Raw genomic sequence first — 15018 nt, forward strand, 5'->3', positions numbered from 1 at the left:
TTTCGGATGAGGGCCCCCGCGCGGGGCCCCATCTGCCTGACGTGACATGACGTACTTCATCCTGCGCCGCACCATCGGCTTCATCGGCACGCTGTTTGCGGTGTCGATTGTGGTCTTCGCGGTGATGAACATCCTGCCTGGTGATCCGGCGATGTCGATCCTGGGGCTGGAGGCGACGGAGGATGCGCTGGCGGCGCTCCGCGAAGACCTTGGCCTGAACGCCCCCGTCCACATCCGCTATGTCGAATGGATCACCGGCGCGTTTGTGGGCGATTTCGGGACCAGTCATTCGTTTCGCGTACCGGTGTCCGAACTGATCGGAGAGCGTCTGGGCATGACCCTGTCACTGGCGGTGGCCGGTATGCTGCTGACCCTCGTGATGGCGCTCAGCCTTGGCATCTTTGCCGCCTCCCGCCACCGCAGGATCGGGGATTGGGGCGTGATGTTCCTGTCGCAGCTTGGCATTGCGGTGCCCGCGTTCTGGTTGTCGATCCTTCTGGTGCTGCTTTTTGCGGTCAAGCTGCGCTGGCTGCCGCCGGGCGGCTTTGCGGGCTGGTCCGATCCGGTGGCGGCGATACGCTCGCTGATCCTGCCGACTGTAGCACTTGCGCTTGTGCAATCCTCCGTCCTTGCCCGCGTCACCCGGTCCTCCGCGCTTGAGGTGATGCGGCAGGATTTCACCCGTACCGCCCGCGCCTCCGGCCTCAGCCAGCGGCGCATCCTGTGGCGGCATGTACTGCCCAATGCGCTGGTGCCCATCGTGACCATCGTGGGGATGCAGTTCGCCGCATTGGTCACCGGCACCATCGTGATCGAGAACGTGTTCTACCTGCCCGGTCTTGGCCGTCTTATCTTTCAATCCATCTCCAACCGGGATCTGCCCACGGTGCAGGCGCTGGTGATGCTATTTGCCGCCATCGTGGTGACGGCGAACTTCATCGTTGATCTGCTTTACGTGGTGATCGACCCCCGCCTGAAGGCCCGCCAATGACCCGGCTGCCTGCGAACTTTCTGCTGGGGGCGGTGCTGGTGTCACTGATGGTCGGGCTGGCTGCGCTGTCGCTGATCTGGACACCGCATGATGCCACGGCACTGAACATCCGCGACAAGTTCGCGGACCCGTCGATGACCCATTGGCTTGGCACTGACAAACTGGGCCGCGACGTGGTTTCGCAACTGATGCTGGGCGCGCGCAATTCGATGACGGTGGCGCTGGTGGCGGTGCTCATGGGAGGCTCCATCGGTGTGGCGCTGGGGCTTTTGGCGGCAGGCATCGGCGGATGGGTCGAAGATCTGGTGATGCGGCTGGCCGATCTCAGCTTCGCGTTTCCCGCGCTCCTTTTTGCGATCATGCTCGCGGCGGTCTTCGGTCCCTCGCTTTCCAACGCGGTCTTTGCCATCGCCTTTATCAACATCCCCATATTCGCCCGCGTGACCCGTGCCTCCGCGAACCAGATCTGGACCCGCGATTATGTCATGGCGGCCCGGGCGGCCGGCATGGGCACCTTCGCCATCAGCCGCGACCATGTCCTGCCGAATATCGCGGCGGCGGTGATCGTGCAGGCCACCATCGAATTTGCCGTGGCGATCCTTGCCGAAGCTGCGCTGAGCTATCTGGGCCTTGGCGCGCAACCCCCGGCGGCCAGCTGGGGTCGGATGCTGTCAGAGGCGCAGACGCTGATGTACCTTGCCCCCGAACTGGCGATTTATCCCGGTCTATGCATCGTGGCTGCGGTGCTGGGTTTTGGCCTTCTGGGCGACGGGTTGCGCGACATCACCGATCCCCGTCTGGTGCGGGAGCGGTAGATGTTCGAACTCGACCACCTTAGCGTGACCTTTGCCGCGGGATCCGCTCTGCGTGATATATCATTGCGCATAGCACCGGGGGATCGCCTTGGCATTGTGGGCGAAAGTGGTTCAGGCAAAAGTCTGTTGGCGTCTTGCCTGATGGGCATGGCACCGGACGCGGCAACACTGACGGGCCGGGTCATGGTGGACGGCACCGACATGAGCGATGCGGATGAAGAAACGTGGCGGCCCCTGCGTGCGCGCCGGGTGGGGATGATCTTTCAGGAGCCGATGTCCGCGCTCAACCCCCTGCGCCGGGTCGGGGATACCGTCGCCGAACCGCTGCGCCTGCATCTGGGGCTGGACCGAAGTGCTGCTGAAGCGCGGGTGGTGAGCCTTTTCGAAGAGGTGCACCTGCCCGATCCCGAACGGCGCGCGCGCATGTTTCCGCACGAACTGTCCGGTGGTCAGCGGCAGCGGGTGCTGATCGCGCTGGCGCTGGCGTGTGATCCGGTGCTGCTGATCGCGGATGAGCCGACCACGGCGCTTGATGCGAATGTGGCGCTGCGCATCACGGATTTGCTGGTGGAACTGTCGAACAAACGGGGTATGGCGCTGGTTTTGATCAGCCATGATCTTGCGTCCGTGGCTCGATCAACCGACCGGATTGCGGTGATGTACGGCGGTGACATCGTGGAGCGGGGGGGCACGGACGAGGTGCTGCACAGCCCGCAGCATCCCTATACCAAGGGTCTGCTTGCCGCGCGCCCCGATCCCCGCGCGGCCTTGCGCGACGGGCAGGGCAAACGCCGCCGTCTGCCCACCATTCCCGGCAATGTCCCGCCCCTGAGCGGCCTTGCGGAAGGATGCCGGTTTTCAGGACGCTGCCCGGTGGAACGACCTGACTGCCGCACCACCCGCCCGATTGAACACGGCCCCCGCCGCGTGATGTGCCCCGTCGTTGCGGAGCAGGTCGCATGAGCCTTCTGCGCGCCGAAGGCCTGACCCGCCATTACCCGCTGCCGCGCACCCGGTTTTTTGGCGGTCGCCCGCGCCTGACCGCGATCGAAGACGCAAGTTTCGACATCGCACCTGGGCGAACCCTGGGCGTGGTGGGCGAAAGCGGATCGGGTAAATCCACGCTGGCCCGGCTGGTCATGGCGTTCGAGAAACCGGATGCGGGGACCGTGCGTTTTGCGGGCAAGGACCTGCATCACCTATCCCACGCCGATCTGCGCGCGCTGCGGCCCGAATTCCAGATGATCTTTCAGGACCCCTATGGTTCGCTGGATCCGCGCCGCACGGTGGGCTGGTCGCTGGGGGAGCCATTGCGCGCCATGGGGACGGACGAAGGTGCGCATATTGCCGAAAGTCTTGAGCACGTGGGACTGCATGCCGAGGACGCGCGGAAGTACCCGCATGAATTCTCCGGCGGACAACGCCAGCGCATCGCCATTGCGCGCGCCATCATCACCCGCCCGCAGTTGCTGGTCGCGGATGAAGCCGTGTCGGCATTGGATGTGTCGGTACGCGCGCAGATCCTCAACCTGCTGATGGACCTGCAGGAGGAATTGGGCCTGGCCATGCTGTTCATCAGTCACGACATGGCGGTCGTGGCCGCCTTGTGCGATACGTTGATGGTGCTCCGGCGGGGTCGCGTGCTGGAACAGGGGGAGGCCGCATCGATCCTCAACGCGCCTGCCCACGAATACACCCAATCCCTGCTGACCGCTGCCGGAGCAATCTGATGACCCGTTTCATTCACCTGACCGATCTGCACGTATCCCACCCCGGTGCGGGTGATGCCAAGGCGACCGCAACCGGACTTGAAACCCTGCGTCAGGCCATCGTGGCAATCAACGCCATGGACCCGCAGCCGGATTTCGTGGTGGCGAGCGGTGATCTGACCAACATGGGGGATGAGCGCAGTTACACCTTGCTGAAGGAGACGCTGGCCCCCCTCAAGGCACCGCTGATCCCTGCGTTGGGCAATCACGACAGACGCGCGGGCTATCATGCCGTCTTCGGGGCGGGGCCGTCCGATGCGCCGCTGTTTTCCAGCCAGACCATCGCGGGTCTGCATATCATCGCCCTTGATACAATGATCCCCAACCACGTGGCGGGCACGATTGATGATGCCCAATTTCAGATGCTGGATACCGCCCTTGCAGACAACGCCGACCTGCCCAAACTCATCGTCATGCACCACCCGCCGCGTGTTGATGACGCGGGTCTGCCGTGGGGCAGTATTGACATGCCAGCGACGCACCGTCTGGCCGAAACGCTGCAACCGCACCGCATTGCCGCGATCCTGTCGGGGCACATCCATATCAACCAGATGAGCCTGTGGCACGGAATCCCGATCCTTGTGTCTACCGGGCTCGATTCCACCATTGACCTGCTGGAGCGCGTTGATCTGCGGATCATGGAAGGCGCGGGTTTCACCATCTGCACCTATCGGGACAGCGGCATCACGGCGTCCTATGTGAGCCTGTTGCCGGAAGCGCGCGAACTGGGCGTGATCGACCGTGCCCGCCTTCTGAAATTCACCTGAGCCACGCCGGTGAAGCGCCACGGCCACCTGTTACACCCTTTCAGGAATACCTGAGTGCGACGAAAGCAAGGTTACCCATGGGTGACCCGGCAATATTTTGTTAACCTTTCAGGGCATCGGAAAGGGGGCGGTCAGCCCCAGCTGTAATTGAAACTCACGCTGATCCGGTCGTCTTCCGCCATGTTCATCGGCACCTCGTGGCGCAGCCAGCTTTCCCACAGCAGCACATCGCCCACCTGAGGTGCCACATAGGCAAAAGCACGCAGGTTTTCCGGCGCGTCCTTCACCCGACCGGGGGCGGCCATCATCATCGGCAGCCGGGGATCTTCGAGCTTCAGGGCACTCGCGCCGTCGGGCATCGCCACGTAAGTGGTGCCGGATATCACTGAATGGGGATGGATATGGCTGGTGTGAATGCCACCCTCGGGCAGGATGTTGATCCAGATGTCCTCCAGCTTCAGTTCCCGCCCGTCCAGATCAAACGCCAGATCCCTGGCAAAGGCCGCCACATGGGCGTCCAGTAGTTTGATCACTTCGGCAAAGATCGGAAAGCGCCAGCCCAGATCGGTGAGCGAGGCATAGGACGTATACCCGGGATAGCCGTTGTCTTCCGACCATTGCTGTCCGGCCTCATCATCCTGCGCGATCGACCAGCAGGAGGCTTCAAGCTCCTCCTGATCGACGGTATCGCCATATTCGGACAGCCTTGCGTGGTAGAGACGGGTGACGAAGAGGGATTTGATGTCTGCCATGGACGCGTCTTAGCGCAGCGCGACGGGTCAGAAAACCCGTTGCGAGGCGCGTGAAAGGAAAAATCCGTGGCCGTCCAGATTGCGGCACTCCAGCCCTGTCCGCTCGGACCGACAAGTGAAGCCGCCAAATCGTCCGGTCACCCCGTATTCCGCCACGCTTTGGGCGCCCCGGCCCTGACCGGCAACGGTGCGGCACTCCATTGATACATAACCGCGTTCATCCATGAAAAAGACGTGGCCCCAGCCTTGCGTGCATCCTGCAGGACGCGGGGCAGGGGGTGTGCCGCCTTTCTGGAAGATGGTGCAGGCGATGTCGGAGCCTTCCAGGCTTTCCCCGACCCAGCATTCGATGTTCTTTGATGGGGTGGCGAAACTCCACACATCGGCGGTGGCGGGGCTGGCGAAAAGGAAGAGGATGGCAAGCAGGCGGAGGATCATGGCAAGTCTCAGGTCAGGTGGCAGATCGGGTTGCGTATTGCGGGGCAAAATACCCCATATTTAGCCGCGCGTCAGCAGCCTTTGGCGTGGCTTCGAAAAGCCCTTGGATAAAGGGTTGCAATGCTGCGGCTCCCGGCGTATCAGCGCCCTTCATCATGGACTCCACGGGAATCAGGGTGACGCGCGTGCGCGGCCTGCCCGTGATGTTGAAAGGAATAAGGCGATGGACGCCAAGGAACTGCATGACAAGACGCCGGATCAGCTCCGCGACGAACTTGTAAACCTCAAGAAAGAAGCCTTCAACCTGCGCTTTCAGCAGGCCACCGGCCAATTGGAAAACCCTGCGCGCCTGCGTTCCGTCAAGCGGGACGTGGCGCGGGTGAAGACTGTTTTGAACCAAAAGGCCCAAGCGGCCGCTGCTGACTAAGGAGAGCACACATGCCAAAGCGTATCCTGCAAGGCGTCGTGACCTCCGACGCAAACGCCCAGACCGTGACCGTATCCGTGGAGCGCCGCTTCACCCACCCGGTTCTGAAAAAGACCATTCGTAAGTCCAAGAAGTACCGGGCGCACGATGAGAACAACACATTCAAGGTGGGCGACAGCGTCCGCATCATCGAATGTGCACCAAAGTCGAAAACGAAACGTTGGGAAGTGCTGACCGCCGCTGAGGCATAAGCGCTTTTCGCTTAATCGAAACCCTGGGGATCAGGCACGCATCGCCCCCCAAAGGTCGGGAGAAACCAAATGATCCAGATGCAGACCAACCTGGATGTTGCTGACAACAGCGGCGCGCGCCGTGTTCAGTGCATCAAGGTGCTGGGTGGTTCCAAGCGTAAATACGCATCCGTCGGCGACATCATTGTCGTGTCGGTCAAGGAAGCCATCCCCCGCGGTCGTGTGAAAAAGGGCGACGTCCGCAAGGCCGTCGTTGTTCGCACCGCCAAGGAAGTGCGCCGCGACGATGGCACCGCCATCCGCTTTGACCGCAATGCGGCCGTTATCCTCAACAACAACAACGAGCCTATCGGTACACGTATCTTTGGCCCGGTTGTGCGTGAGTTGCGCGGCAAGAACTTCATGAAGATCATCTCGCTCGCTCCGGAGGTGCTGTAATCATGGCTGCCAAGTTGAAAAAAGGTGACAAGGTCATCGTGCTGGCCGGCAAGGACAAGGGCAAGACAGGCAACATCACGTCCGTCGATCCCAAATCGAACAAGGCCATCGTGGAAGGCATCAACATCGCCATCCGCGCCACCCGTCAGTCCCAGGAAAGCCAAGGCGGCCGCATCCCCAAGGCGATGCCGATCGACCTGAGCAACCTCGCGATCGTGGACGCCAACGGCAAGGCGACACGCGTGGGTTTCAAGATGGATGGTGACACCAAGGTGCGTTTCGCCAAGACAACAGGGGATGTGATCTGATGCTTGATACTGCAAATTATACCCCCCGCCTGAAGGCCGATTACAAGGACCGCATCCGCGCGGCCCTGAAAGAAGAGTTCGGCTACAAGAACGACATGCAGATCCCGCGTCTGGACAAGATCGTCCTGAACATCGGGTGTGGTGCCGAAGCCGTGCGTGACAGCAAGAAAGCCAAATCTGCTCAGGAAGACCTGACCGCGATTGCAGGCCAGAAAGCGCTGACCACCACGGCCAAGAAATCCATCGCCGGTTTCCGCGTCCGCGAGGACATGCCGCTGGGAGCGAAAGTCACCCTGCGTGGCGACCGGATGTATGAATTTCTGGACCGTCTGATCACGATTGCCCTGCCCCGCGTCCGCGACTTCCGCGGCGTATCGGGCAAGTCTTTCGATGGGCGTGGCAACTATGCCATGGGCATGAAAGAACACATCGTGTTCCCCGAGATTGACTTCGACAAGGTCGATGAGACCTGGGGAATGGACATTGTCATCACGACAACGGCGAACACCGACGCAGAAGCGAAAGCATTGTTGAAAGCACTCAACATGCCTTTCAATTCATAAGCGCGGGAGGGATTAGATATGGCTAAGAAATCCATGATCGCACGCGAGAAAAAGCGTGAAGCACTGGTCAAGAAGTACGCCGCGAAGCGTGCTGCCTTGAAAGAGATCGTCAATGACGAAAGCAAGCCGATGGAAGAGCGTTTCCGCGCTTCCCTGAAGCTGGCGAAACTGCCGCGCAACTCCAGCGCCGTGCGTCTGCACAACCGCTGCCAGCTGACCGGTCGTCCGCATGCGTATTATCGCAAACTGAAAATCTCGCGTATCGCGCTGCGGGATCTCGGCTCTCAGGGCCAGATCCCCGGCATGGTCAAGTCAAGCTGGTAAGGAGGGCATATTATGAACGATCCTATCGCAGATATGCTGACCCGCATCCGTAACTCTTCGTTGCGCGGCAAATCCACCGTTGTGACACCGGCTTCCAAGCTGCGTGCATGGGTGCTGGATGTGCTGGCGGACGAAGGTTACATCCGGGGATATGAGAAGATGACGGGCGCCGACGGCCACCCCGCCATCGAGATCAGCCTCAAGTACTACGAGGGCGAACCTGTCATTCGCGAGCTCAAGCGGGTCTCCAAGCCCGGTCGCCGCGTCTACATGGGCGTCAATGACATTCCGCAGGTCCGTCAGGGTCTGGGCGTGTCGATTGTCTCCACCCCCAAGGGTGTGATGTCGGATCAAAGCGCACGCAGCCATAACGTCGGCGGCGAAGTGCTCTGCACCGTATTCTAAGGAGTAGATCATGTCTCGTATTGGTAAGAAACCGGTCGAACTGCCCAGCGGTGTTTCCGCCACGGTCAGCGGCCAGTCCATCGAAGTGAAGGGCCCCAAGGGTACCCGCAGCTTCAAGGCAACCGACGATGTTGATCTGAAGGTCGAGGACAATGTTGTCACTGTGACGCCACGCGGCAAGTCCAAGCGTGCCCGTCAGCAGTGGGGCATGTCCCGTACCATGGTCGAAAACCTGGTGACCGGTGTCACCACTGGATTCAAGAAAGAGCTTGAAATTCAGGGTGTTGGCTATCGTGCCCAGATGCAGGGCAACACACTGAAACTCAACCTCGGCCTGAGCCACGACGTGGATTACACCGCACCCGAGGGTGTGACCGTGACCGCGCCGAAGCAGACCGAAGTTGTTGTGGAAGGCATTGACGAACAGTTGGTTGGTCAGGTCGCCGCGAACATCCGCCAGTGGCGCAAGCCCGAGCCCTACAAGGGCAAGGGTATCCGCTACAAGGGTGAGTTCGTCTTCCGCAAAGAAGGCAAGAAGAAGTAAGGAACGCAACATGGCAAACAGCAAAAGAACACTGTTCATCAAACGCCGCCTGCGCGTTCGGAACAAACTGCGCCGCGTGAACGCGGGCCGCATGCGCCTGTCGGTACACCGCTCGTCTAAGAACATCTCTGTTCAATTGATCGACGATGTGGCGGGCAAGACACTGGCATCCGCCTCCACGCTGGAGAAGGATCTGGGCGTTGTAGGCAAGAACAACATCGAAGCAGCCACCAAGGTTGGTTCGTTGATTGCCGAACGCGCCAAGAAGGCTGGCGTTGAAGAAGCCTACTTTGACCGGGGCGGTTTCCTGTTCCACGGCAAGGTAAAGGCGCTTGCAGATGCTGCCCGTGAGGGTGGTCTGAAGATCTGACCCGTGCGGTGCGCAGTGAATGCGCACCCTGCAGAAGACACCGTAGGGTGCGCATTCATTGCGCACCTTGCACACCAAGACCGTAAGGCGCGCCACCCGCGCACCTTCGATGACCGGGGCCACAACGGCACTTCGGTTGGACAAACAGGGCCACGCGCCCGCACATCAAGGAGGCCAGCATGGCCAGAGACGACAATCGTGGGGGCCGCCGCAATCAGCGCGACGAAGCACCTGAATTCGCAGACCGCCTGGTTGCCATCAACCGGGTCTCCAAGACCGTGAAGGGTGGTAAACGCTTTGGTTTTGCCGCGCTCGTGGTGGTCGGTGACCAGAAGGGCCGCGTGGGTTTCGGCAAGGGTAAAGCCAAAGAAGTGCCCGAGGCGATCCGCAAGGCGACCGAACAGGCCAAGCGCCAGATGATCCGCGTGCAGCTGCGCGAAGGCCGCACACTGCACCACGATATGGAAGGCCGCCACGGCGCGGGCAAGGTCGTGATGCGTTCCGCCCCCGAGGGTACGGGCATCATCGCCGGTGGTCCGATGCGTGCCGTGTTCGAAATGCTCGGTATCAAGGACGTCGTGTCCAAGTCTATCGGCTCGCAGAACCCCTACAACATGATCCGCGCCACGATGGACGGTCTGCGCAAGGAAAGCAGCCCCCGTTCCGTCGCACAGCGTCGCGGCAAGAAGGTGGCCGACATCCTGCCCAAGACCGACGCGCCTCAGGTTAGCGGCGAACAAGCCCCCGTTGTCGAAGGAGCATAAACCATGGCCAAGACAATCGTCATCAAACAGATCGGTTCGCCGATCCGCCGCCCCGCCAAACAGCGTGCCACGCTTGTGGGTCTGGGTCTGAACAAGATGCACCGCGTGCGTGAGCTGGAAGACACGCCAGCCGTGCGCGGCATGATCAACAAGGTCTCGCATATGGTCGAGATCGTTGAGGAGAAGGGCTAAACGATTTCTTCGGAGAAATCGGTTCGAAGTCTTTGAAGACTTCGGGTGTCTGACAATAGAACGCCTCGCAGGAAACTGCGAGGCGTTATTCGTTCAAAGGTGTTTTGGTACATCCATGCGCTGGTGAAGGATGCGGACAACAATGATCGCATCGTCATTCTCTCGAAAGAAGACGACATGAGAGCCGACCCGCAGCTTGCGAAACCCTTGGATAATGTGATCTGCGGATGTGCTTGCGGCATTTCCATCGCAAAGGGTCTGACATGCAACCTGCAGAGCCTGTAGGTAGGATATCGCTTGCGCTTTGCCCCAGGTTTCAAGGGAATAATCCCAGATGCCATCAAGATCTGACCGGGCCGCTGGTCGAAACTGTAGCGACTTCAAGTAGAGGTTCTCTCGGCAATGAATGCATCAAAGTCAAAAGGCTCTGGCGCGCCGGAGCTTTCACCGGCAATCAACGCCCTGCGCAAATCCTCAACTCCGGCTTCCCGTTCTTCAAGCAATCGCAAACCCGCGCGCACTACATCACTGGCAGAGCTGTAACGCCCTGATTGAACGCGATTTTCAATGAAGTCCGCGAAGTGTTCGCCAAGTGAAACGGATGTGTTTTTCTGCATGGTCTGCTCCTTCTTGCCAAGATACCAAGAATTGGTATGCCGATCAACAATCACAAGCCTTGATCCCAACCCCCACCCCCTCTATACGCCCCCAGTGGCCCACGAATCCCGGCCACCTTAACCGTAAAACGCCGCGTCTGCTCACTCCCGTCGCTGGGGAGCATTTCCGGCAAAAGGAGAAGCGACATGAAACTGAATGAACTTTCCGACAATCCCGGTGCCGCCAAGAAGCGCACGCGTGTGGGCCGTGGTCCCGGCTCTGGCAAGGGCAAGATGGGCGGCCGTGGTATCAAGGGTCAGAAATCCCGCTCGGGTGTGGCGATCAACGGCTACGAAGGTGGCCAGATGCCGCTTTACCAGCGTCTGCCAAAGCGGGGCTTCAACAAGCCGAACCGTAGATCCTACGCCGTTGTGAATCTGGGCCTGATCCAGAAGTTCATCGACGAAAAGAAGCTTGACGCCAAGAAGCCAATTGATGGCGCCGCTCTTGTCGCCTCCGGCCTCGTGCGTCGTGAGTTGGACGGCATTCGTGTCCTGGCCAAGGGCGATATCTCTGCCAAGGTCGATCTGCACGTGGCGGGTGCGTCCAAATCTGCCGTTGCGGCAGTGGAAAAGGCCGGTGGTTCCCTGACCGTGACCGCGCCCGCGGCGGCAGAAGCCTCCGAGTAATCTGCCTTAAGGCTTGTGAGCGGGGCGCGTCCCGCTTACATACTCGATTGAGTTTTCCATAAACGCCGCCCGCCGGAAAACGGCCTGGGCGGCGTTTGTCCAACCAAAGGTGAGACCCCCCATGGTATCAGCCGTCGAAAACATGGCCGCCAACACCAGCTGGTCCGCGCTGGGCAAGGCAACAGACCTGCGCAACCGGATCCTTTTCACGCTGGGCCTTCTGATCGTCTACCGCCTTGGCACCTTCATCCCGGTTCCGGGCATCGACGGTGACGCACTGCGCCAGTTCATGGACAGCGCGGGGCAGGGCATCGGCGGCATGGTGTCGATGTTTACCGGGGGTGCACTGGGCCGGATGGGCATCTTTGCGCTGGGCATCATGCCCTATATCTCGGCCTCGATCATCGTGCAGTTGATGGGGTCGATGTATCCGCCTTGGGAACAGTTGAAGAAAGAGGGCGAACAGGGCCGCAAGAAGCTGAACCAGTATACGCGTTACGGCACGGTTGCGCTGGCAACGGTGCAGTCCTACGGCCTTGCCGTCAGCCTTGAGGCAGGTGATATCGCCGCTGATCCGGGGCTCTATTTCCGCATTGCGTGCATGATCACGCTTGTGGGCGGCACCATGTTCCTGATGTGGCTGGGTGAACAGATCACCGCGCGCGGTATCGGTAACGGGATTTCCCTGATCATCTTCGTGGGCATCATTGCCGAAGTCCCCGCCGCATTGGCGCAATTCTTTGCCTCCGGTCGTTCTGGCGCGATCAGCCCCGCGTTGATCGTGGGGGTGCTGATCATGGTGGTGGTGACCATCATGTTCGTGGTGTTCATGGAACGCGCCTTGCGCAAGATCCACATCCAGTATCCGCGGCGTCAGGTGGGGATGAAGGTCTATGACGGCGGCTCAAGCCATTTGCCCGTCAAGGTGAACCCCGCTGGCGTGATACCGGCGATCTTTGCAAGTTCGCTGTTGTTGCTGCCAGTAACGATCAGCACCTTTTCGGGCAGTTCGACCGGGCCAATCATGTCCTGGCTCTTGGCAAACTTCGGCCCCGGTCAGCCGCTGTATCTGCTGTTCTTCATCGCGATGATCGTGTTCTTCACGTACTTCTACACTTTCAACGTCAGCTTCAAACCTGACGATGTGGCGGAGAATCTGAAAAACCAGAACGGTTTCATCCCTGGTATCCGTCCCGGCAAGCGGACGTCGGAATACCTGGAATATGTGGTGAACCGCGTTCTCGTGCTCGGCTCCGGCTATCTGGCACTGGTCTGCGTGTTCCCCGAAATCCTGCGCGGCCAGTTCGCGATCCCCTTCTACTTCGGCGGTACATCGGTGCTGATCGTCGTGTCGGTGACCATGGACACGATCCAGCAGGTGCAAAGCCATCTGCTCGCCCATCAATACGAGGGATTGCTTGAAAAATCACAGCTGCGCGGCAAAGGTGCAGGCAAAGGCAAGACACGAAAGAAACGGAGCCCGGTTCGTAAATGAATATCATACTTCTCGGGCCTCCGGGCGCAGGCAAGGGCACGCAGGCGCGGCATCTGGTTGAAACACGCAACATGGTTCAGCTTTCCACCGGCGACATGCTGCGGGAGGCCAAGGATTCCGGGACCGAGATGGGCAAGATCGTGGCTGACGTCATGGCACGGGGCGAGTTGGTCACCGACGAGATCGTGATCGGCCTGATCCGCGAAAAGCTGGCAGGGGAGAAGACCGAAGGTTTCATCTTTGACGGCTTCCCCCGCACGCTGGAACAAGCGGACGCCTTGGGCGAATTGATGGCCTCAGAGGGTGAGACGCTCGACATGGTGATCGAGATGCGAGTCGATGACGCAGCACTGGTGGAGCGGATCACAGCGCGGTCCACCTGTGGCAGCTGTGGTGAGGTCTATAACGACAAGACCAAGCCGATCCCGGCGGACGGCAAATGCACCAACTGCGGCAAGGAAAACGATTTCAAGCGCCGTGCGGATGACAACGAGGAAAGCCTCAAGACCCGTCTGATGGCCTACTACAAGCAGACCTCGCCCCTGATTGGCTATTATTACGCCAAGGATATGCTGAAGGTCGTGGATGGTCTGGCCAGCATTGATAAGGTGCAGGGCAGCATCGGTGCTGCGCTGGACGGGTAGGGATCACGCGTCCCCCGGCCTGATCGTCAGGACGCGGTGCCTCAGACGGCCCCTTCCAAATGGCTCAAGAAACCTCGGGAGCATGAGGGTGGAAAACCCTCATCCGTCGCCCTCCGTGGCGACGGTTCGACTTCTGATCGAAGCGCCTAGGCCCGTTCGATCATCGCCTCCCGCACCCATGCATTCAACGGCCCGATGGCTTCAGCCAGATGCACCATTTTCTCCACGATATCCCCGTTCAACCATGCATCCTTCGGCTGCTCTACACGGGTGACGTAGTTCTTCAACCGAAGGAAGTCCGCAAATGTGGCATCTGCATGCTGCTGGAACCCGCGCGGCATGGTTTTCAGGCTGTTGTCTCGTGAAAGCGGGTAGCCTTTGGCGTCCAGCGCCTCGACCATCTCTGCAAACCCCACCGGGTCGGCCACGATGCAGTCGCGCACACGGTTGAGTTCCGCGGTGGCCAGCTGGTAGTGCCCCGCCGCCAGCATGCCGCCACGCGGACCGATCTGCGCATAGACCACGCCGCCGCCCTCTCCCTTGCTCCCGTTGGGTGTGATCATCCCCGAGACGGTCGCCTTGTACGGTGTCTTGTCCTTGGAAAACCGCACATCCCGGTACTGACGGAACATGGTCTTGTCGGAGCCCATCATCGGATAACGGCTGCCCTCCAGCAGCATGCTCACCACGCCGAGCATTCCGGCAAAAGGGTCGCGCGCCTGCTCCCTGAGTTTTTCCTTGTTCTCTTCATACCATGCCTTGTTGTTGTTCGCCTCCAGTTCGGCCAGAAGGGCGAAGGAAGCTTCGGTAAATCCGGCCATGGGGCGTGTCCTTTGCGGCTGGTTTCATATCGCTGGGGCGGGGTACACAATAACGTCCGGCACCGTCATGCCAAGAGGGTGGGGGACAGCGCTTGACGCCCCCCGGAAAAGGGCATAACCAGCGCTATCTCGAATGAGAATCAAGTTGCAACGCGGGTCGCTCCTGCCGCGCAAGATCACCTGATCAGCCGGGCCCGGTGGCGTCATACGCTCCGGGCTTATGTTGTGAAAAAAGGGTCTGGGATCACGGACCCGCAACGAAAAGGAATTGCACACGTGGCACGTATTGCCGGCGTCAACATCCCGACTGCAAAGCGGGTTCCGATCGCCCTTACCTACATCACCGGAATTGGCAACGCTTCCGCCAAAGCCATCTGCGAAGCGGTCGGCATCGACCCGACCCGTCGCGTCAACGAACTCAGCGACACCGAAGTCGTGAAAGTGCGTGAGCACATCGACGAGAACTATACCGTCGAAGGCGACCTACGCCGTGACACGCAGATGAACATCAAGCGTCTGATGGACCTTGGCTGCTACCGAGGCCTGCGTCACCGTCGTAACCTTCCTGTGCGCGGTCAGCGTACACACACCAACGCTCGCACCCGCAAAGGCCCCGCAAAGGCCATTGCCGGCAAGAAGAAATAAGGGAGGCTT

Annotated in this window: 25 protein-coding genes; 20 read left to right on the forward strand and 5 right to left on the reverse strand. The window is 60.3% G+C overall.

Features of this window, described 5'->3' with window-relative positions; genetic code table 11:
- Positions 1 to 46 precede the first annotated feature (46 nt).
- From AB4X18_RS12045 to AB4X18_RS12065, 5 genes are read left to right on the forward strand one after another with little or no spacing between them, the layout of a single operon-like run.
- Complete coding sequence (locus tag AB4X18_RS12045; RefSeq protein ID WP_370400309.1) at positions 47 to 991, forward strand: ABC transporter permease; 945 nt, start codon at positions 47 to 49, stop codon at positions 989 to 991.
- Positions 988 to 1806, forward strand: coding sequence for an ABC transporter permease (locus tag AB4X18_RS12050; RefSeq protein WP_370400310.1), 819 nt, complete (start codon positions 988 to 990; stop codon positions 1804 to 1806). Before AB4X18_RS12045 ends, AB4X18_RS12050 begins: the two co-directional genes overlap by 4 nt.
- Positions 1807 to 2769, forward strand: a complete 963-nt coding sequence (locus tag AB4X18_RS12055) for an ABC transporter ATP-binding protein (protein WP_432816638.1) — start codon at positions 1807 to 1809, stop codon at positions 2767 to 2769.
- Positions 2766 to 3536: an ATP-binding cassette domain-containing protein gene (locus AB4X18_RS12060; RefSeq protein WP_370400312.1), complete on the forward strand. Its 771-nt coding sequence runs from the start codon at positions 2766 to 2768 to the stop codon at positions 3534 to 3536. Before AB4X18_RS12055 ends, AB4X18_RS12060 begins: the two co-directional genes overlap by 4 nt.
- The gene (locus tag AB4X18_RS12065) at positions 3536 to 4342 is read left to right on the forward strand and encodes a metallophosphoesterase family protein (protein ID WP_370400313.1); all 807 of its coding nucleotides are present in this window, start codon (positions 3536 to 3538) and stop codon (positions 4340 to 4342) included. Before AB4X18_RS12060 ends, AB4X18_RS12065 begins: the two co-directional genes overlap by 1 nt.
- Before the next feature lie 131 nt (positions 4343 to 4473).
- Here the strand turns inward: AB4X18_RS12065 and AB4X18_RS12070 are convergent, their stop codons facing one another.
- Positions 4474 to 5094, reverse strand: coding sequence for a 2OG-Fe(II) oxygenase family protein (locus AB4X18_RS12070; RefSeq protein ID WP_432816639.1), 621 nt, complete (start codon positions 5092 to 5094; stop codon positions 4474 to 4476).
- A gap of 27 nt (positions 5095 to 5121) precedes the next feature.
- A complete protein-coding gene (locus tag AB4X18_RS12075) occupies positions 5122 to 5532 on the reverse strand; it encodes a DUF6636 domain-containing protein (RefSeq protein ID WP_370400315.1) in 411 nt (136 codons plus the stop codon).
- A 223-nt stretch (positions 5533 to 5755) separates the two neighbouring features.
- On the opposite strand from AB4X18_RS12075, the gene rpmC reads away from it, so the two are divergent.
- The 11 genes from rpmC (at position 5756) to rpmD (ending at position 10118) form a co-directional block, all read left to right on the forward strand.
- Positions 5756 to 5959: a 50S ribosomal protein L29 gene (gene rpmC / locus AB4X18_RS12080; protein ID WP_370402621.1), complete on the forward strand. Its 204-nt coding sequence runs from the start codon at positions 5756 to 5758 to the stop codon at positions 5957 to 5959.
- An 11-nt stretch (positions 5960 to 5970) separates the two neighbouring features.
- A complete protein-coding gene (gene rpsQ / locus AB4X18_RS12085; protein WP_370400316.1) occupies positions 5971 to 6210 on the forward strand; it encodes a 30S ribosomal protein S17 in 240 nt (79 codons plus the stop codon).
- A 69-nt stretch (positions 6211 to 6279) separates the two neighbouring features.
- The gene (rplN, locus tag AB4X18_RS12090) at positions 6280 to 6648 is read left to right on the forward strand and encodes a 50S ribosomal protein L14 (protein WP_067296687.1); all 369 of its coding nucleotides are present in this window, start codon (positions 6280 to 6282) and stop codon (positions 6646 to 6648) included.
- Between the two features lie 2 nt (positions 6649 to 6650).
- Positions 6651 to 6956 carry a 50S ribosomal protein L24 gene (rplX, locus tag AB4X18_RS12095; protein WP_432816640.1) on the forward strand — a complete coding sequence of 102 codons (306 nt, stop codon included), beginning with the start codon at positions 6651 to 6653 and terminating at the stop codon, positions 6954 to 6956.
- A complete protein-coding gene (rplE, locus tag AB4X18_RS12100; RefSeq protein WP_370400317.1) occupies positions 6956 to 7519 on the forward strand; it encodes a 50S ribosomal protein L5 in 564 nt (187 codons plus the stop codon). Before rplX ends, rplE begins: the two co-directional genes overlap by 1 nt.
- Before the next feature lie 18 nt (positions 7520 to 7537).
- The gene (gene rpsN, locus AB4X18_RS12105) at positions 7538 to 7843 is read left to right on the forward strand and encodes a 30S ribosomal protein S14 (protein WP_300033876.1); all 306 of its coding nucleotides are present in this window, start codon (positions 7538 to 7540) and stop codon (positions 7841 to 7843) included.
- A 12-nt stretch (positions 7844 to 7855) separates the two neighbouring features.
- Complete coding sequence (gene rpsH, locus AB4X18_RS12110) at positions 7856 to 8248, forward strand: 30S ribosomal protein S8 (RefSeq protein WP_370400318.1); 393 nt, start codon at positions 7856 to 7858, stop codon at positions 8246 to 8248.
- A 10-nt stretch (positions 8249 to 8258) separates the two neighbouring features.
- Positions 8259 to 8792, forward strand: coding sequence for a 50S ribosomal protein L6 (gene rplF / locus AB4X18_RS12115; RefSeq protein WP_370400319.1), 534 nt, complete (start codon positions 8259 to 8261; stop codon positions 8790 to 8792).
- A 10-nt stretch (positions 8793 to 8802) separates the two neighbouring features.
- Complete coding sequence (rplR, locus tag AB4X18_RS12120) at positions 8803 to 9162, forward strand: 50S ribosomal protein L18 (RefSeq protein WP_370400320.1); 360 nt, start codon at positions 8803 to 8805, stop codon at positions 9160 to 9162.
- Between the two features lie 179 nt (positions 9163 to 9341).
- A complete protein-coding gene (gene rpsE, locus AB4X18_RS12125; RefSeq protein ID WP_370400321.1) occupies positions 9342 to 9926 on the forward strand; it encodes a 30S ribosomal protein S5 in 585 nt (194 codons plus the stop codon).
- 3 nt (positions 9927 to 9929) lie between these two features.
- Entirely contained in the window at positions 9930 to 10118 is a 189-nt protein-coding gene (gene rpmD / locus AB4X18_RS12130) for a 50S ribosomal protein L30 (RefSeq protein WP_370400322.1), read from the forward strand.
- 93 nt (positions 10119 to 10211) lie between these two features.
- Here rpmD and AB4X18_RS12135 read toward each other — a convergent pair whose 3' ends face one another.
- Both AB4X18_RS12135 and AB4X18_RS12140 read right to left on the reverse strand, forming a co-directional pair.
- Complete coding sequence (locus AB4X18_RS12135; RefSeq protein ID WP_370400323.1) at positions 10212 to 10502, reverse strand: type II toxin-antitoxin system RelE/ParE family toxin; 291 nt, start codon at positions 10500 to 10502, stop codon at positions 10212 to 10214.
- Positions 10499 to 10735 (reverse strand): type II toxin-antitoxin system ParD family antitoxin, encoded by a 237-nt coding sequence (locus AB4X18_RS12140; RefSeq protein ID WP_370400324.1) that lies wholly within the window; start codon positions 10733 to 10735, stop codon positions 10499 to 10501. The genes AB4X18_RS12135 and AB4X18_RS12140 overlap by 4 nt, the downstream gene beginning before the upstream one ends.
- A 186-nt stretch (positions 10736 to 10921) precedes the next feature.
- Between AB4X18_RS12140 and rplO the strand changes: the two genes are divergently transcribed.
- The 3 genes from rplO (at position 10922) to AB4X18_RS12155 (ending at position 13543) form a co-directional block, all read left to right on the forward strand.
- The gene (rplO, locus tag AB4X18_RS12145) at positions 10922 to 11404 is read left to right on the forward strand and encodes a 50S ribosomal protein L15 (protein WP_370400325.1); all 483 of its coding nucleotides are present in this window, start codon (positions 10922 to 10924) and stop codon (positions 11402 to 11404) included.
- Between the two features lie 121 nt (positions 11405 to 11525).
- A complete protein-coding gene (secY, locus tag AB4X18_RS12150) occupies positions 11526 to 12899 on the forward strand; it encodes a preprotein translocase subunit SecY (RefSeq protein ID WP_370400326.1) in 1374 nt (457 codons plus the stop codon).
- Entirely contained in the window at positions 12896 to 13543 is a 648-nt protein-coding gene (locus tag AB4X18_RS12155) for an adenylate kinase (RefSeq protein ID WP_370400327.1), read from the forward strand. The genes secY and AB4X18_RS12155 overlap by 4 nt, the downstream gene beginning before the upstream one ends.
- Before the next feature lie 146 nt (positions 13544 to 13689).
- Here AB4X18_RS12155 and AB4X18_RS12160 read toward each other — a convergent pair whose 3' ends face one another.
- Complete coding sequence (locus AB4X18_RS12160; RefSeq protein ID WP_370400328.1) at positions 13690 to 14364, reverse strand: DUF2461 domain-containing protein; 675 nt, start codon at positions 14362 to 14364, stop codon at positions 13690 to 13692.
- A 276-nt stretch (positions 14365 to 14640) separates the two neighbouring features.
- Here AB4X18_RS12160 and rpsM point away from each other — a divergent pair, with 276 nt between their 5' ends.
- A complete protein-coding gene (rpsM, locus tag AB4X18_RS12165; protein ID WP_299872350.1) occupies positions 14641 to 15009 on the forward strand; it encodes a 30S ribosomal protein S13 in 369 nt (122 codons plus the stop codon).
- Positions 15010 to 15018: the final 9 nt, after the last annotated feature.

Origin of the sequence: Sulfitobacter rhodophyticola (assembly GCF_041281685.2) — a bacterium.
Lineage (GTDB): Bacteria > Pseudomonadota > Alphaproteobacteria > Rhodobacterales > Rhodobacteraceae > Sulfitobacter.

Bases quoted from the DNA above. Each gene is read 5' to 3' on its own strand.
- rpsQ (WP_370400316.1), top strand. From the start codon at position 5,971: ATGCCAAAGCGTATCCTGCAAGGCGTCGTGACCTCCGACGCAAACGCC.
- AB4X18_RS12075 (WP_370400315.1), bottom strand. From the start codon at position 5,532: ATGATCCTCCGCCTGCTTGCCATCCTCTTCCTTTTCGCCAGCCCCGCC.
- rpmC (WP_370402621.1), top strand. From the start codon at position 5,756: ATGGACGCCAAGGAACTGCATGACAAGACGCCGGATCAGCTCCGCGAC.
- rplX (WP_432816640.1), top strand. From the start codon at position 6,651: ATGGCTGCCAAGTTGAAAAAAGGTGACAAGGTCATCGTGCTGGCCGGC.
- rpsN (WP_300033876.1), top strand. From the start codon at position 7,538: ATGGCTAAGAAATCCATGATCGCACGCGAGAAAAAGCGTGAAGCACTG.
- AB4X18_RS12055 (WP_432816638.1), top strand. From the start codon at position 1,807: ATGTTCGAACTCGACCACCTTAGCGTGACCTTTGCCGCGGGATCCGCT.
- AB4X18_RS12155 (WP_370400327.1), top strand. From the start codon at position 12,896: ATGAATATCATACTTCTCGGGCCTCCGGGCGCAGGCAAGGGCACGCAG.
- rplF (WP_370400319.1), top strand. From the start codon at position 8,259: ATGTCTCGTATTGGTAAGAAACCGGTCGAACTGCCCAGCGGTGTTTCC.
- AB4X18_RS12070 (WP_432816639.1), bottom strand. From the start codon at position 5,094: ATGGCAGACATCAAATCCCTCTTCGTCACCCGTCTCTACCACGCAAGG.
- AB4X18_RS12140 (WP_370400324.1), bottom strand. From the start codon at position 10,735: ATGCAGAAAAACACATCCGTTTCACTTGGCGAACACTTCGCGGACTTC.
- AB4X18_RS12060 (WP_370400312.1), top strand. From the start codon at position 2,766: ATGAGCCTTCTGCGCGCCGAAGGCCTGACCCGCCATTACCCGCTGCCG.
- rpsH (WP_370400318.1), top strand. From the start codon at position 7,856: ATGAACGATCCTATCGCAGATATGCTGACCCGCATCCGTAACTCTTCG.
- rplN (WP_067296687.1), top strand. From the start codon at position 6,280: ATGATCCAGATGCAGACCAACCTGGATGTTGCTGACAACAGCGGCGCG.
- AB4X18_RS12065 (WP_370400313.1), top strand. From the start codon at position 3,536: ATGACCCGTTTCATTCACCTGACCGATCTGCACGTATCCCACCCCGGT.
- secY (WP_370400326.1), top strand. From the start codon at position 11,526: ATGGTATCAGCCGTCGAAAACATGGCCGCCAACACCAGCTGGTCCGCG.
- AB4X18_RS12160 (WP_370400328.1), bottom strand. From the start codon at position 14,364: ATGGCCGGATTTACCGAAGCTTCCTTCGCCCTTCTGGCCGAACTGGAG.
- rpmD (WP_370400322.1), top strand. From the start codon at position 9,930: ATGGCCAAGACAATCGTCATCAAACAGATCGGTTCGCCGATCCGCCGC.
- rplR (WP_370400320.1), top strand. From the start codon at position 8,803: ATGGCAAACAGCAAAAGAACACTGTTCATCAAACGCCGCCTGCGCGTT.
- AB4X18_RS12045 (WP_370400309.1), top strand. From the start codon at position 47: ATGACGTACTTCATCCTGCGCCGCACCATCGGCTTCATCGGCACGCTG.
- rplE (WP_370400317.1), top strand. From the start codon at position 6,956: ATGCTTGATACTGCAAATTATACCCCCCGCCTGAAGGCCGATTACAAG.
- rpsE (WP_370400321.1), top strand. From the start codon at position 9,342: ATGGCCAGAGACGACAATCGTGGGGGCCGCCGCAATCAGCGCGACGAA.
- rplO (WP_370400325.1), top strand. From the start codon at position 10,922: ATGAAACTGAATGAACTTTCCGACAATCCCGGTGCCGCCAAGAAGCGC.
- AB4X18_RS12050 (WP_370400310.1), top strand. From the start codon at position 988: ATGACCCGGCTGCCTGCGAACTTTCTGCTGGGGGCGGTGCTGGTGTCA.